Origin of the sequence: Dellaglioa carnosa, from assembly GCF_026948345.1 — a bacterium.
GTDB classification, from domain to species: domain Bacteria; phylum Bacillota; class Bacilli; order Lactobacillales; family Lactobacillaceae; genus Dellaglioa; species Dellaglioa algida.
In genome coordinates this window covers 436,817-452,134 of the sequence record NZ_JANXLI010000001.1, presented here as the reverse complement: position 1 = coordinate 452,134, position 15,318 = coordinate 436,817, and the positions used below count along the sequence as shown (strand labels likewise).

The 15,318-nt window shown below is 34.7% G+C and carries 13 protein-coding genes; 6 read left to right on the top strand and 7 right to left on the bottom strand.

Annotated features, from left to right (window positions below; translation table 11 throughout):
* The first annotated feature begins 4 nt into the window (after positions 1-4).
* Positions 5-715 (top strand): orotidine-5'-phosphate decarboxylase, encoded by a 711-nt coding sequence (pyrF, locus tag N0K80_RS02175; protein WP_269023634.1) that lies wholly within the window; start codon positions 5-7, stop codon positions 713-715.
* The gene (pyrE, locus tag N0K80_RS02170) at positions 716-1,342 is read left to right on the top strand and encodes an orotate phosphoribosyltransferase (protein WP_269023633.1); all 627 of its coding nucleotides are present in this window, start codon (positions 716-718) and stop codon (positions 1,340-1,342) included.
* 43 nt (positions 1,343-1,385) lie between these two features.
* On the opposite strand, the gene N0K80_RS02165 is transcribed toward pyrE, so the two are convergent.
* Positions 1,386-3,089 carry an NFACT RNA binding domain-containing protein gene (locus tag N0K80_RS02165; RefSeq protein WP_269023632.1) on the bottom strand — a complete coding sequence of 568 codons (1,704 nt, stop codon included), beginning with the start codon at positions 3,087-3,089 and terminating at the stop codon, positions 1,386-1,388.
* 155 nt (positions 3,090-3,244) lie between these two features.
* Here N0K80_RS02165 and N0K80_RS02160 point away from each other — a divergent pair, with 155 nt between their 5' ends.
* The 3 genes from N0K80_RS02160 (at position 3,245) to xerS (ending at position 6,358) form a co-directional block, all read left to right on the top strand.
* On the top strand, positions 3,245-3,664 hold the full coding sequence (locus N0K80_RS02160; protein WP_146342083.1) for a MarR family winged helix-turn-helix transcriptional regulator: 420 nt from the start codon (positions 3,245-3,247) through the stop codon (positions 3,662-3,664).
* Between the two features lie 27 nt (positions 3,665-3,691).
* Positions 3,692-4,558: a DegV family protein gene (locus N0K80_RS02155; RefSeq protein WP_269023631.1), complete on the top strand. Its 867-nt coding sequence runs from the start codon at positions 3,692-3,694 to the stop codon at positions 4,556-4,558.
* 729 nt (positions 4,559-5,287) lie between these two features.
* Positions 5,288-6,358: a tyrosine recombinase XerS gene (xerS, locus tag N0K80_RS02150; RefSeq protein WP_269023630.1), complete on the top strand. Its 1,071-nt coding sequence runs from the start codon at positions 5,288-5,290 to the stop codon at positions 6,356-6,358.
* A 42-nt stretch (positions 6,359-6,400) separates the two neighbouring features.
* Here xerS and N0K80_RS02145 read toward each other — a convergent pair whose 3' ends face one another.
* The 5 genes from N0K80_RS02145 to parE form a co-directional block, all read right to left on the bottom strand.
* Complete coding sequence (locus N0K80_RS02145) at positions 6,401-7,060, bottom strand: HD domain-containing protein (RefSeq protein WP_146342086.1); 660 nt, start codon at positions 7,058-7,060, stop codon at positions 6,401-6,403.
* Between the two features lie 60 nt (positions 7,061-7,120).
* On the bottom strand, positions 7,121-8,050 hold the full coding sequence (locus N0K80_RS02140) for a manganese-dependent inorganic pyrophosphatase (protein ID WP_146342087.1): 930 nt from the start codon (positions 8,048-8,050) through the stop codon (positions 7,121-7,123).
* On the bottom strand, positions 8,043-9,023 hold the full coding sequence (locus N0K80_RS02135) for a LysR family transcriptional regulator (protein WP_057973534.1): 981 nt from the start codon (positions 9,021-9,023) through the stop codon (positions 8,043-8,045). Before N0K80_RS02135 ends, N0K80_RS02140 begins: the two co-directional genes overlap by 8 nt.
* 107 nt (positions 9,024-9,130) lie before the next feature.
* Positions 9,131-11,515: a DNA topoisomerase IV subunit A gene (gene parC, locus N0K80_RS02130; RefSeq protein WP_407932678.1), complete on the bottom strand. Its 2,385-nt coding sequence runs from the start codon at positions 11,513-11,515 to the stop codon at positions 9,131-9,133.
* A 71-nt stretch (positions 11,516-11,586) separates the two neighbouring features.
* Entirely contained in the window at positions 11,587-13,608 is a 2,022-nt protein-coding gene (gene parE / locus N0K80_RS02125; RefSeq protein WP_146302521.1) for a DNA topoisomerase IV subunit B, read from the bottom strand.
* A gap of 178 nt (positions 13,609-13,786) precedes the next feature.
* On the opposite strand from parE, the gene plsY reads away from it, so the two are divergent.
* A complete protein-coding gene (plsY, locus tag N0K80_RS02120) occupies positions 13,787-14,410 on the top strand; it encodes a glycerol-3-phosphate 1-O-acyltransferase PlsY (RefSeq protein WP_269023628.1) in 624 nt (207 codons plus the stop codon).
* 23 nt (positions 14,411-14,433) lie between these two features.
* Here the strand turns inward: plsY and N0K80_RS02115 are convergent, their stop codons facing one another.
* Positions 14,434-15,315 carry an aldose 1-epimerase family protein gene (locus N0K80_RS02115; protein ID WP_269023627.1) on the bottom strand — a complete coding sequence of 294 codons (882 nt, stop codon included), beginning with the start codon at positions 15,313-15,315 and terminating at the stop codon, positions 14,434-14,436.
* Between the last annotated feature and the right edge of the window lie 3 nt (positions 15,316-15,318).

The following is a 15,318-nucleotide window of genomic DNA, read 5'->3' as shown; positions in this document are numbered from 1 at the left end:
CAATATGATTAATCGACCTATTATTGCCTTAGATTTTCAAAACAAGCGTCAAACGACAAGTTTTTTACAATTATTTCCTCAAGATGAACAATTGTTTGTCAAAGTCGGAATGGAACTATTTTATAGTGAGGGAACCAACTTTGTCGAAGAACTGATTGATCAGGGACACGATATTTTTCTTGATTTAAAATGTCATGATATACCAAATACAGTTCGTCAGACAATGACAAGTTTAAGCCGTCTTGGAATTTCGTTGACGACTGTCCATGCGGCTGGTGGGGTTGAAATGATGAAATACGCATTGGATGGTATAAATAAAGGTAATCATTCGAAAAAAATACCACAAATTATTGCAATTACGCAATTAACATCAACTAGTCAAGAACAACTGGAAACAGAACAACTGGTTGAGCGTTCTTTGATAGAAAGTGTCGTTAATTACGCAAAACTAACTGAATTGGCCGGGCTATCCGGGGTTGTTTGTTCAGCTCAGGAGGCAAAAATTATTAAAGAAGCTACGTCAAAAGATTTTTTGGCAGTTACACCTGGTATTCGATTAGAGGGTCAGTCAGTGGGCGATCAAAAGAGAGTGATGACGCCAACTGCTGCAAAGAAAAATCAAAGTAGTGCCATTGTTGTTGGAAGGTCTATTACGCGGGCAGAAGATCCATTTTCCGCCTATCAGACAATTAAAAAAATGTGGGAGGACGCTTAGATGAATTTAGCAGAAACGATTGCCAGTGACTTATTAGAGATTGGTGCCGTAACGTTATCGCCAAATGAACCATTTACCTGGGCAAGCGGATTAAAGAGTCCCATTTATTGCGATAACCGATTAACAATTAGTTATCCGATTATCCGAACTAGAATTGCTAAAGGGATTGCCGATATTATCCGTGAGAAATATCCGGAGACAGAAGTAATTGCGGGGACTGCTACTGCGGGAATTCCGCATGCCGCGTGGATTGCCGATGAATTAAAATTGCCACTTATATATGTTAGAACAAAACCTAAAGATCATGGTACGGGGCAGCAGATTGAAGGGCGATTAATTAAAGATCAAAAAGTTGTACTGATTGATGACTTAATCTCAACTGGCGGGAGCGTTATACAGGCAGTTAAAGCGGCGAAAAATGAAGGCGCTGATGTCTTAGGCGTCGTTGGTATATTTAGTTATGAATTAGAATCGAGTACCACTAATTTTGCAGAAATTAATACAAAATTTAATACCTTAACGAATTATTCGACGCTTATTAAGGTTGCTAAAGAACAAGATAAAATTAACGCTACAGAAAAAACATTACTTGAAAAATGGCGTGTTAATCCAAATAATTGGCAATAACAAAAAAATTCGACTAAGAAATTACTCTTAATCGAATTTTTATTTATTTACGACGCATTGCCATAATTTTTTGTAAATCTGGTGTTATAAATGTCGAATTTTGCCCTTCGTAGACAACAAAACCCGGTTTTGAGCCATTTGGTTTTTTAATTCGTTTAACTTGAATATAGTCCACTGGTACAGATGCGGATTGACGATATTTTGAAAAATAAGCCGCTAGGTTAGCTGCTTCCGTAACCGTCTCATCGCTAGGGTCAGAGCTATGGATGATGACGTGAGATCCAGGTATATTTTTAGCATGTAGCCAAATATCTGATTTATTAGCGGTCTTCATCGTTAATTGATCATTTTGAAGGTTATTCTTACCAACGGAGATTAGCGTCCCATCGGTTGCATAATATTCATCTGGTTTGCTTAATTTAACCTTAATTGCTTTTTTATTTTTGTTTAATTTTTGTTCTTTTAACAATCCTTGTTGTTGTAATTCAATTCTAATATCTGGCAAGTCTTTTGGTTCTGCCAATTCGATTTCTGATTGAATTTCTTCAAGATAGTTAATTTCTTTTTGATTAAGCAAGAGTTGCTCATTAACAAAGATAACTGCATTTTTTTGTTTCTGATATTTTTTAAAATATTTTTGTGCATTTTTTGAAGGCGAAATTTGATTAGATAATGGAATTGTCATTTCTTTTTCATTATCATAGAAATTAGGTAATGAAATCTCCGTCATACCTTGTTTAACCAGGTGGAGGTAAGTTGTCAGTAACTCGCCCTGAACACGTAACAGGTCTGCAGTTTCAGTGTTTTTAAGTGTTTTTTCTAGTTTCTTTTGTTTGCCACGATTTTTCTTTAATTCGTTTTTAACGACACGAATTAAATGGCTACCCTGTTGCTGAACGCGATCTTTATTAGCTTTATCAAGATAATAAGTATCGAGCATTTCACTTAATGAATCAAATGATTGTCCAGTCGTTAATTCAACATTTGGAATTGCCGAAAAATCAAGTTTTTTACCAGATAAAATGGTAGGTACGGGCGTATCAAATTGTGTGAAGAATTTTTTCCAACTACTATCTAAATTTTTGGTGTCAGCATGCAACGCCGTTGCAAGATCTAAACTCGATTGTCCAGCTAGACCCTGGTAACGATTTTGAAGTTCTTTTGCTAACACGTCCTTGTTGGGAAATTCAGATAAAAGCGGTTTAAAAGTATCAGATGTATCCGTAAATGGATTTAACTTATCTTGAGCGGGCGGTTGACGATAAGTTGCACCTGGAATTAACATGCGATAGCGATTTTGATCTGAACTGATATGTTTAATCGTATCTAAAACCTTATCATTAGTTGGGTTAACAAGAAGACAATTACTGTATCGACCCATCATCTCTAAACTTAAAATTAATGGTTGTTCATCACCAAGCTCATTCCTAGTTAAAAATGAAAAATTAATGATACGATCATTATCAATTTGATCAATTGCAACTAATTGACCGCTCTCCAAATATTTACGGAGCATCATGGTAAAGTTAGTTGGTGTCTTAGGATTTGAATATGGTATATTCGTTATTTGCGCACGAGCATAACTTGAATGCGCCGATAATAGTAAGGGTTGATTCTTTCTATTAGCACGAATTGTAATAATAACCTCATTAGGGTAGGGTTGTGATATTTTTGAGACCCGACCACCGATTAGTTTCGTTCGTAGTTCACTAATCATTGCATGAGTAAAAACGCCATCAAATGACATTTGATCAACTCACTTTCTATAAAATATGTTTAATAACTATAAGTGTAACGTTTTGAACGTTAAATCGCAAAGAAACGTTATTAAATAGTTTTCTTGCCATAATTAGACCAAATATTGTATAATGCAAGGTATATCTAATTTAAGGGGTTAGCAAAATGAAAACAAGTCTTGAAAACTTACTATCAATCGACAGACAATATAAAATGATTCTACAACGATTAACTAAAAAAAATAATTTAACGATATCTGAATGGCAGTTATTAAAAAAGATTGCTGCTAAGTTTAATACACAAGAAAAGTTGTCTAAAGAGACGGATTTAGATATTTCGACGCTTAGTCGACAATTAAAACGTCTTGTTGAAAAAGATATGCTTGATAAACATAGTATTGGCGATGATAAACGACAGTTAATTTATACAATGACTGAAGTTGGCGTTGAATCTTCAAATGCGGTCGATTTGGGTTTTACTGAACTTGAATCAACTATATTTGAAAAATGGCCAGAAGATGAGCAAAACTTATTGCGAATGTTACTGAATCGTTTAGACAAGAGTCTAACGAGAACTGACGTTTAAACCGTTATAAAATGAGGTGTTTAATTAATGAAAATAGCAATTGTAACAGATAGTACATCGTACTTATCTAAAGAACAAATTGAAAAAAATAATATTACGATTACCCCTATTCCGGTAATTATTGATAACAAAATTTATAATGAGGGCGTTGATATTACCACGGAAGAATTTTATGAAAAATTAAAGACGTCAGACTCATTTCCGAGCACGTCACAGCCTTCCGTAGGGGAAATGATTAATTTATATGATAGATTAGGTAGCGAAGGATACGATGTTGTTCTTAGTATCCATTTAACAAATACTATTTCGGGATTTGTTGATAACTTAAAAAATATTGCACCAACAATTGAATCAACCCGTGTGATCCCGTATGATTCTGGGATTACGGTTATGTTAATGGGTTATTTAGCTTTAGAGGCTGCTAAAATGGCTAAAGAAGAGGCTGATATTGATGATATTATCAACCGCTTAGACGATTTAAAAACAACGTTGGGTGAATACTTCATTGTCGATGACTTACAAAACCTTGTACGTGGTGGTCGATTATCTAATGCTTCAGCATTTATCGGAAGTGTGCTTAAAATTAAACCAATTTTAACTTTTGACAGTGTTTCAAATAAAATTGTTGCATTTGAAAAAATTAGATCAACAAAAAAAGCGATTAAACGAGTTGAAGATTTATTTGAAGAACATCGATCATCAATTGATTATCCGTTACGCGGATTAATTATCCATGCAAACGACGAAGCTTCAGCATTAAAATGGCAGATTAAAATGAAGAAAAAATATCCTGATATGACATTTGATATTAGTTATTTTGGACCAGTTATTGGAACTCATTTAGGTGAAAAAGCATTAGCATTAGCTTGGATCAAAGATTTCGATCAAGCATAATAGTTGTCACAGTTAAAAACTGATATCCAGAAAATAGGATATCAGTTTTTATTTTTTTAAATATTGATAGATTAAATTATTTTTTAACGCGATATAACAAATTATATGATAAATAAAGATAGAAGCAAATACATAAGTACAAAATGAAAAAGCTGATAAATTAAGGGTTTATAAATCAATCACAATCAACTTTAGTTAAAACACACAATTTAATGAAAGTTGGATATCAACGTCCATATGACATTCATGTGTTTAAAGTTCACAATACTAATTTATTTCATTAGTTCTTTAAATTATATTCAACTCCAATTTATTTTCTAAGTCTCACTCTCAATAATAATAGTTAAAAAGTAAATCTAATATTATTTCAATGATAACTGTATTGATTTTATTTAGTCCAGTTAGTCGTTGATACAATTTAATAGACCGACAATTTGTGCTAATAACTGATTATGATCTGATTTCTGATTGTTAAACCTGTAATCATCGTGATTCTTAGTTTGTCAATTTATCCATACATATGGCTAATTGAAACACATAAATCGACGTTTTTCAGTTATCAAAATGTTTCAATAGATAATTGTTGCTCACGCATGTCTTGATTTAATGGATGCTGAGCTTAATAACATAGATATTAGATTTTTATTTATACTTTAACGAAAGTTGAAAACGAGTTCCCTTATATGTTATTCTCTAAACAGAAATTGATTTAATAAGTGAGGTGTCTTTTTGAGAAAAGAAAAGTATTTAGAATTAATCGAAAATGAATTACAGCAGCAACCCTGGTATGCGCAAGAATATTACCAATCTAAATCGACGATTCCCCTATCCAATGCAACTTTATACCAATATTTAACGGAATTTAGACGTTTTTTTGAATGGTTAATAGCCGAAGGAATCATTAATGAAACCTCAATTAAGACAATTGATATTGGTGTTTTAGAACACTTAAAAAAAGAAGATATGGAACTATATAAGTCTTCCCTACTCTCAAGAAGTAAATCTAATAATGCTAATAGTAATACTCAACTCTCGAGAAGTACCGTAAATAGGTCTCTAACAGCGATTTCTTCTCTTTTCAGGTATCTTTCCGAGGAAACAGAAAAAGAAGATGGGGAGCCCTATTTTTACCGTAATGTGATGAAGAAAATTACAGTGGTAAAAGATAATGAAACTTTCGCAACACGAGCAGCTAATATCAAGGATAAATTAATGTTAGGCACTGAAGATCGAGACTATATTAATTTCATTGATCAAAAATATGCTGATTTACTGAAACCTAAAGGTCTCTCCTTTTTTAAACGTGATAAGGATCGAGACATAGCAATTAATGCGTTAATGCTTGGCAGTGGGTTACGTGTCTCAGAAGTTGCTAACAGCGACCTACCCGATTTAAATTTAAAAACGAATAATATTACTGTTATTCGAAAAGGTGGTAAAAAGGATACCGTTCCGATTGCACCTTGGGTAATTCCGTATCTCGTTAAATATATTGAAGTCCGAACGATAAATTATAAAACGGACAAAACTGAAAAAGCATTATTTTGTTCTGCCTATCGCGGAAGTGGAAAAAGAATTGAGAGTGGTACTATTGAAAAGTTGGTTGCCAAATACTCGTCTGCATTTAAAGTTCGCGTAACGCCGCATAAATTACGACATACGCTTGCTTCTAAGTTATATCTGGAAACAAAAAACGAGCAACTTGTTGCGACACAATTGGGACAAAGTTCAACAAGTGCGACTGCACTGTATACGCATATGATTGATGAAGAGCAACGCAATGCCATTAATAAATTATAAATAAAAACGATTAACTCAACTATTTGAGTTAATCGTTTTTATTTACGCCTGTCCGTCCCACTCGGCTTTAAAATTCTCAAGGAAATCTAGCATAATACGATGTCTTTTCTTGGCTAATCTCTTTCCAGGAGCAGTTTTCATTGAGTCTGATAACGTGAGTAGTTTCTCATAAAAATGATTAATAACCGTTTGATTATCAACGTTCCGATATTCTTCAGGAGACATATTCGCTCTAGGTCCATGTTGTGGATCATAAATTTTACTTCCAACATGTCCGCCGTAGTAAAATGTTCTTGCAATTCCAATAGCACCAATTGCGTCTAATCTATCTGCATCTTGAACAATCTTTGCTTCTTGTGACAATGTGATTGATTCATTTGAAAGTTGTTTTTTAAATGAAATAGATTGAATAATAGTCAAGATATTACTAATTTGATCAGCAGTTAATTTAATCGATTCTAAAAAAGTAATTAGATTGTCGGTTTCTTCTTTAACATTTGTGATTACTTTGTCATCGATGACGTCATGCAGATAACCGCTTAGAACAATAACCAAATAATCAATATTATGGAGCTCTGACGCAATTGTTTTTGAATTTGCTACGACTCGTTCTATATGGGCAAAATCATGTCCAGAAGCGTCTGATGATAGCTTCTTTTGTGCGTACTTTTTAACTGCTTGAATTTGCTCTTCGGGATTCATGTTAAATTCTCCTTAAAATAAAAAAGCTTAGACTTGAGATCTAAACTTTCCAGATATTTATTATGCTTCAAACACTGTTTGTAGCTGTGGAACAACTTGTTTCTTTCTTGAAACAACGCCAGGTAATGACAATTTGTCGGCAACGAGTTTTTTATTGAAGGCTTTTTCAACCATTTCTTTTGGTTCGCCAACAACAAGTAATTCAGAATCGCTGTCTAGAATGTTTGTAACTAGTAATAAGAATAAGTCGTAGTTGTTCGTTTTACTATCAGCTTCAATTGCTGAAACCAATGCGGCTTCACGATTAAAGACTTCTTCTAAATCAACTGTATTTACTTGAGCAACTCGGACAGTTTTTCCAGCCATATCGAATGATTTGGCATCTCCGTTAATTAATTCTTCTTCAGTTTTACTTGATAAGTTAGTACCAGCTTTTAGCATATCCAAGCCGTATACGTTGTAATCAGTATTACTGATTTTAGAAAGTGCCTTTGTTGCTTCAACGTCAACTGGTGTAGTTGTAGGTGATTTGAATAATAATGTATCTGAAATAATAGCTGACATCATTAAACCAGCAATATTAGCAGGAATTTCAATTCCATTTTCATTAAACATCTTCCAAATAACCGTACTTGAGCAACCGACAGCTTCTGAACGGAAGTTAAGTGGCATATTAGTTGTAAAGTTAGCAATACGATGATGATCTACAACGTCTGTAACAACCAAATCAGCAATGTCAGAGACACTTTGTTGAAATTCATTATGGTCAACTAACATAACTGACTCTACTTCATTTTTAGCTGTTTCGATGATTCTTGGTTCTGGTTCGTTAAAATAATCTAAAACAAATTTTGTTTCTTCGCTTAATGAACCTAACGCAACGGCTTCAGTATCGAAACCTAATTTGTTTTGTAAGTATGAAAATGCTTTTGCAGCAACTACGGCATCTGTATCAGGACTTTGATGCCCAAAAACTAATTGTTTAGTCATTATTATTATCTCCTTGATTTTCATTAATTTCTTTAAGGCGTGTCATGTAATCTTTTTCATCTAAAAATTGGTCAAAAGCGTTTAAAAAATGTTCATTTCTAGGTATTTCATCTTTATCTTTTCTAAAGACAAAAGATAAATCGAATTTAATTTCTGGTTCAAAATGAGAAGTCCAAAGATCTTTCCCCTCAGGATGAGCAGCTAAAAATGAAGTTGGTAATGCCGTGTAAGCATGAGTTGCACGAGCAAATTTTAAAATTTGTGAAGGCGATGTAAAACGAGCGACACTTTTTGGTAAATTAACTAATTGACTTTGATAAATTGTCTTAATTGTTCTATCAAGATAGTAATCGCTTGGATAAGTCACCCAAACGTTATCAATTGTCTCTTGTAATTTAACCTTCTTTTTGGAAGCCAATTTTTCATTATGATGTAGAAATAATAAATCTTCAGTAAAAATTTTCTTGCTCTCATATGGCTTCCAATTTTTAATACTTTCGTCTGGAAGATACATGATTGCTAGATCGATTTTATTGTTCTCAAGTTCACTCCAAATTTCTTTGCGCGTTAATAAATGAAACGACACAATAATATCTGGATTATTCTTGTAATATTCAATTACAAAATCATCAAATACTTCATCTTCAATCGAAGCCAAAATACCAATAGTAATTTCCCCTTGTGTGGCACTGGTTGATTGTTGAATCTCATTGGTTGCTTTATTTAATGTTTCATAAATTTGATGTGTTGCATCTAACATGGTGTAACCCGCGTCTGATAGATGTAATTTTTTACCTACAGAATAAAATAATGGTGCGCCAACCGTTCTTTCTAATTTTTTAATTTGTTGTGTTAACGCTGGTTGTGTAATTCCTAATATTTGGGCCGCTTGCGTATAATTCATAATATCCGCAAGTTGCAAAAAATATGTTAACGTTTTTGATGAAAATATATTTTCTTGCTTTGTTTTCATATTATCCGTGTCCCCTCGAGTTCTAAATAATAGTAGCCATATTAATATAATAAGCGTAATAAAAAAAAAGAGCAAACTAATTTGCCTTTTTTTAAAGAATTTAATTATTATTTAATCTCACTCAACAAAATTGGCATACCCAATTGAGCCGTATCGATTATGAATGATCCATTCGAATATCTGTCTGACAATGGGTATGACATTGGTTCAACAATGAATTCATTACCACTTTCAGTAATAACACTTAAATTTACTTCTTTAGTAATTGGTCTAACGCCAATTACCTTGTGAGGCTCTTTCTTAAGCTCTCTAAGAATGAGAACACCACGTTTTGCCCGACTCGTCGAACTCACTTCTGAGACGGACATACGTTTAAATGAACCGCGTTGCGTTAATAGTCCAATCTGACTATTTTCGGATACTAAACAGGTTGAAGCAACAAAATCGTCTTGTTTCAGATTCATTGCAATCACACCGGCAGCTTTAGCACCAACAACAGGAACCTCTTCAAGCGGATATCTCAGACCATAACCATCGTGCGAAGCACTAAAGATGAATAATGAATTATCGTCTTCCTTGAGGTATGAAATCAGAATAACGTCATCATCAGCTGATTTTAATTTCATAAACTTACTTGCGTGACCTTTATATGTTCGGCCGGGTTGTAAATCTGAAACTGCAGTTTGTTTAATAAATCCGTTCTTTGTTGCAAAAATAAATTTACCAGGAGCATCAACCTTTTTGAAAGAAAATGCCTTAATTAGATATTCATCAGTATCTAATCCAATCGTTTGCGAGATATGTTCGCCAGTATCTTTCCACTTGGCTTCTGTAATTTCATGGATTGGTCGGTAAATCATATTACCTTTATTTGTAAACATAAATAAATGATCCAAAGTATTAACGGATTCATTGAATACAATACGATCTTCATCCTTTAAGCCGTTCTCATCTACGCCAGAAGCATTAAATGAACGTAATGAACTGCGTTTAAGGTAGCCATCATGACTGACCAGAACTTGAACGTCTTCAGGTGTAATTAAGACGGCAGTCTCAATCTTAATATCTTCAATATGTTCTTGTATCTCTGTCATACGCGGTGTGGCATATTCTTTTGATACTTGTTTTAATTCTTTTTTAACAACATCTGACAACATCTTAGGATCCGCTAATATTGCCTTATATCCAGTAATTTTTTCAGCAAGCTCCGCATTTTCTTTTTCAAGCGCAGTTACATCTGTATTAGATAAACGGTACAGTTGCAAGGATACAATGGCTTCAGCTTGTTTTTCCGTGAAGTCGAAAAGCTCCATTAAGCTTACTTTAGCGCTCTTCTTATCTTTACTTGCGCGAATTGCCTTAATAACTTGATCTAAGATAGAGAGAGCCTTAATTAAGCCTTCAACGATATGTTGACGAGACTCGGCCTTTTTTAAATCAAATTCAGTTCTTTTTTTGGTAACACTTAACTGATATTCCAAGTATGATGATAAAAATTTCTTCAAACCAACTAATTCAGGTCGTTGATTGTTGATTGCAACCATGTTGAAGTTATATGAAATTTGTAAATCAGTGTTTTTAAACAGATAGTTTAGAATACCTTGGGCGTTGACGTTACGTTTTAATTCAATGGCAATCTGTAATCCTTCACGATCACTTTCATCACGAACCTCGGCAATGCCATCCACTTTTTTAAGTAAGCGAATTTCGTCCATCTTTTTTACAAGTACAGCTTTATTCACTTCATATGGAATTTCAGAGATGATAATTTGCGTCTTTCCACCTTTTAACTCTTGAATCTCAGTCCTTGAACGAACAACGACCTTACCACGACCCGTTTTGTATGCGCTTTGAATACCAGAGAGTCCTTGTAAAATACCGCCAGTAGGAAAATCGGGTCCCTTAACGAATGACATTAATTTGTCCAACGTTGCGTTAGGATGTCCAATTAGGTAGACGACGGCATCCACAACTTCACTTAAGTTGTGAGGTGGAATTTCAGTTGCATATCCAGCTGAAATTCCGGTAGCGCCATTTACTAATAAGTTAGGAAATCTTGCCGGTAGAACTGTTGGTTCATATTCTGTATCATCAAAATTTAATACGAAATCAACGGTTTCTTTCTCAATATCACGTAGCATTTCAGTTGCAATTTTACTTGTACGGGCTTCCGTATAACGCATTGCGGCTGGAGAGTCACCATCCATTGACCCGTTGTTTCCGTGCATTTCAATAAGAGGTGTACGTAATTTCCAGTTTTGACTCATTCGAACCATGGCTTCGTATATTGAACTATCACCATGCGGATGAAAATTACCCATAACATTTCCGACTGATTTGGCTGATTTTCTAAAACCCTTATCGTAGGTATTACCGTCTTGGTTCATAGCATATAAAATACGACGTTGAACAGGTTTTAAGCCATCACGAATATCAGGTAGCGCACGTTCTTGAATAATGTATTTAGAATAACGACCAAAGCGTTCGCCCATAACATCTTCTAGAGTTAGTTCTTGAATTTTTGATGTGTCTTGTTCTATAGCCAAGTTGATATCCTCCTTCCTTAGTCAGTTGACGTTTGATCTTCAAATAATGTTAATTCAGGGTCATCATCGTTGGAGTCAGTAACTTGTTTACTTGCCACTTTGTCCAAGATACTACCATCTTCTTCGAGTGAAAATTGAACATTTTCTTCAATCCAATTTCGACGGGGTTCTACCTTATCGCCCATTAACGTTGTCACTCGTTTTTCTGCAAGTGCTGGATCATCGATTCGAATTCTAACTAAAGTTCTTGTCATTGGATCCATGGTTGTTTCCCACAATTGATCTGCATTCATTTCACCAAGACCTTTAAAACGTTGTAGATTATAACCACGTCCAATTTGTGCCGTAGCTTTATTAAGTTCTTCATCAGTCCAGGCGTAAATGCTTTCCATTTTTTTACCTGTTCCTTTTTGAATTTTATATAAAGGTGGTAAAGCGATATATATCTTACCAGCATCAATTAAAGGACGCATATATTTATAAAAGAACGTCAACAATAACGTTTGGATATGTGCACCATCGGTATCAGCATCGGTCATGATAATAATTTTATCGTAGTTACTGTCTTCAATTTTGAATTCAGCACCAACACCGGCACCAACCGTATAAATCATTGTATTTATTTCTTCATTTTTTAAAATATCTTGTAATTTTGCTTTTTCAGTATTCAAGACCTTACCACGTAATGGCAAAATAGCCTGAAATTTACGTTCTCGCCCTTGTTTAGCTGAACCACCGGCAGAATCACCTTCGACTAAGAACAATTCGTTTTTCTTAGCATTTTTTGATTGTGCGGGTGTTAATTTACCTGAAAGTAAGCGATCGTTCTTCTTTTTCTTTTTACCATTTCGTGAATCATCGCGAGCTTTACGGGCAGCTTCACGGGCTTCGCGAGCTTTAATTGATTTTCTAACAAGTTCTTGAGCGAACTCACCATTTTCCATCAAATAAAAGCCAAGTTTTTCGCTCAGAACACTATCAACGATAGACCTTGCTTCAGGTGTACCAAGTTTCCCCTTAGTTTGTCCCTCGAATTGGAGTAACTCTTCAGGTATTCGTACTGAAATGACGCCTGAAAGGCCCTCTCGAACATCACTACCTTCTAAATTACGATCCTTATCTTTTAAAAGACCTAATTTTCTGGCATATTCGTTAAAAGCTTTAGTCCAAGCAGATTTCATTCCAGCTTCGTGTGTACCACCATCTTTTGTTCGAACGTTGTTAACAAAGGACATTAGGTTCTCTGAATAACCGTCATTGTACTGGGCAGCAACTTCAACTTCAATTTTATCTTTAATTCCATCGAAGTACATCACTTCGCCAATCGTATCTTTATCCTCATTCAAATAGGCGACAAATTCTTTAATCCCATCTTCAAAATGATAGATATCTTGTTTATCTGTTCTTTCATCTGTTAGAACGATTTTAACGCCACGTAACAAAAAGGCAGATTCTTTTAGTCTTTCGGCTAAAATATCATATTTATAGATTGTCGTTGAAAAAATACTCTCATCTGGTTTAAAGGTAACCGTTGTTCCATTTGCCCGTTTGGTTGCGCCTAATTTTTTTAAAGTGCCAACTGGATGGCCACCATTTTCAAATTTTTCTTCATATCGAACGCCATCACGAACGGTATCAACCGTTAACGATGAAGACAACGCGTTAACAACGCTAGCGCCAACCCCATGAAGGCCACCCGATGTTTTGTAACCACCCTGGCCAAATTTCCCACCAGCATGTAAGACAGTAAAGATAACTTCGACAGTTGGGATTCCTGACGCATGCATACCGATTGGCATACCACGTCCGTAATCTACAACAGTGATACTGTTATCATTATGGATTGTGACATCTATTTGTGAACCATATCCTGACAAGGCTTCATCGACTGCATTATCAACAATTTCATAGACAAGGTGATGTAATCCTTTACTATCTGTTGACCCAATATACATACCAGGTCGTTTTCTAACCGCTTCTAGTCCTTCGAGAACTTGAATTGAATCATCATTATATTTGTTTTTATTTAGATTAGTCATTCAGTCAAACTCCCTTACTCCGTATTCCTACAGTAACGTTACTATAATAACCCATTCTTTTTTGAAATGTAAAGGGAAATCCGAATAGACGTTCTATTTTATAAAAAAATTGGTGTCTTCTAAAAAGAATGTTAAAATACTACTTATCGGATTATCGGTCGAGAGGAGTGCTTTATTTATGGGTACAATTTTATTAATGTTAACAATTGCTTATCTTTTAGGATCAATTCCATCTGGGGTTTGGATTGGAAAATATTTTTATCAAAAGGATATTAGAGAATTTGGTAGCGGAAACGTCGGAACAACTAATACTTATCGAGTTCTTGGACCAAAAGCAGGTACGATTGTTTTAGTGATGGATGTTTCAAAAGGGATTATTGCTGCAAGTCTTCCGTATATGTTTGGCGTTGCCGCAACTGTTAGTCCACTATTAATTGGTGTAGGGGCAGTTGCCGGTCATACATTTTCAATTTTCACAAAGTTTAAAGGCGGTAAGGCTGTCGCTACTGGCGCGGGAATCCTGTTGCCATATAGCCCACTATTCTTCGCAATCGCTTGTACAATCTTTATTTCGCTGATTCTTTTAACGAGTATGGTAAGTGTTGCAAGTGTACTTGGGTTTATCGGCATTACGATTACTGCACTTTTATTCCAAGATTGGCTATTAGCAACAATTGCTGGAATTCTGACTATATTTGTTATTTATAAACATAGAGGCAATATAAGTCGTATTTTTAGTGGTACTGAGAGCATGGTTCCCTTTGGACTCGGATTATATTTACGAAATAAAAAAAATCGATGACATTGTCATCGATTTTTTTTGCCTTAAAATACTGTAATATCATATGATCCTTCGAACGATTGATTTTCTTCTAACACATGAATATCACCCTTGTCGGATAATTTTCCAGTTGATTTAACGTTATCCGCTAGACCCCACCATGGTTCAATACAAACAAATGGTGAATTTTCGGGATATTTAGACCAGATACCAACGTAGTCAGCGTTATTTACTGTGACTGAAACACCATGATCATCTTCAGGTGTTGAGAGTAATACAGTCGTTTCTTCTTGATTTAATTCATAGATTAGAGCATCATTTTTGAACGTCTCACGAGATAGTTTAATCGGCTCATTAAACTTAACTACTTCGGCATTCTCTGCATCATTAAAAGGACCAACTAACGGAATTTGACGTCTTTCAACATTTGGTGCAACATCAATTTGATAATTTTCCAAATCTAAATACGCGTTTTTAAGTGGGACATTAAACGCTGGGTGTCCACCAATTGAAAATAATAAATCGTTTTCATCCGGATTATAGACATCATAGATAACTTTTATTTGATGGTTAGTCAAAATATAATGCAATCTTAATCTAAAATCAAACGGATATTTTGATTTTGTTTCTGGGGATGAACCTAGTTCTAGTACGGCTGATGTTTCGGTCTTAGAGATTACCGTAAAAAGCATATCACGGGCAAACCCATGTTGCCCCATTTTGTACGTTTGTTGATTATATTCGTACTCATCATTTTTTAATCGACCAACGACTGGAAATAGTACTGGTGCGTGTCTCCCCCAGTATTTTTTATCTGCTTGCCAGATGTATTCAATATCAGTGTCGACGCCTTTAATACTAACTAATTCGGCACCTTCTTCAGAAATTTTAACTGTGACAAAATCATTCTTCAATTCAACTGTCATTCT

Bases quoted from the DNA above. Each gene is read 5' to 3' on its own strand.
- pyrF (WP_269023634.1), top strand. From the start codon at position 5: ATGATTAATCGACCTATTATTGCCTTAGATTTTCAAAACAAGCGTCAA.
- pyrE (WP_269023633.1), top strand. From the start codon at position 716: ATGAATTTAGCAGAAACGATTGCCAGTGACTTATTAGAGATTGGTGCC.
- N0K80_RS02165 (WP_269023632.1), bottom strand. From the start codon at position 3,089: ATGTCATTTGATGGCGTTTTTACTCATGCAATGATTAGTGAACTACGA.
- N0K80_RS02160 (WP_146342083.1), top strand. From the start codon at position 3,245: ATGAAAACAAGTCTTGAAAACTTACTATCAATCGACAGACAATATAAA.
- N0K80_RS02155 (WP_269023631.1), top strand. From the start codon at position 3,692: ATGAAAATAGCAATTGTAACAGATAGTACATCGTACTTATCTAAAGAA.
- N0K80_RS02145 (WP_146342086.1), bottom strand. From the start codon at position 7,060: ATGAATCCCGAAGAGCAAATTCAAGCAGTTAAAAAGTACGCACAAAAG.
- N0K80_RS02140 (WP_146342087.1), bottom strand. From the start codon at position 8,050: ATGACTAAACAATTAGTTTTTGGGCATCAAAGTCCTGATACAGATGCC.
- N0K80_RS02135 (WP_057973534.1), bottom strand. From the start codon at position 9,023: ATGAAAACAAAGCAAGAAAATATATTTTCATCAAAAACGTTAACATAT.
- parC (WP_407932678.1), bottom strand. From the start codon at position 11,515: ATGGGCGAACGCTTTGGTCGTTATTCTAAATACATTATTCAAGAACGT.
- parE (WP_146302521.1), bottom strand. From the start codon at position 13,608: ATGACTAATCTAAATAAAAACAAATATAATGATGATTCAATTCAAGTT.
- plsY (WP_269023628.1), top strand. From the start codon at position 13,787: ATGGGTACAATTTTATTAATGTTAACAATTGCTTATCTTTTAGGATCA.
- N0K80_RS02115 (WP_269023627.1), bottom strand. From the start codon at position 15,315: ATGACAGTTGAATTGAAGAATGATTTTGTCACAGTTAAAATTTCTGAA.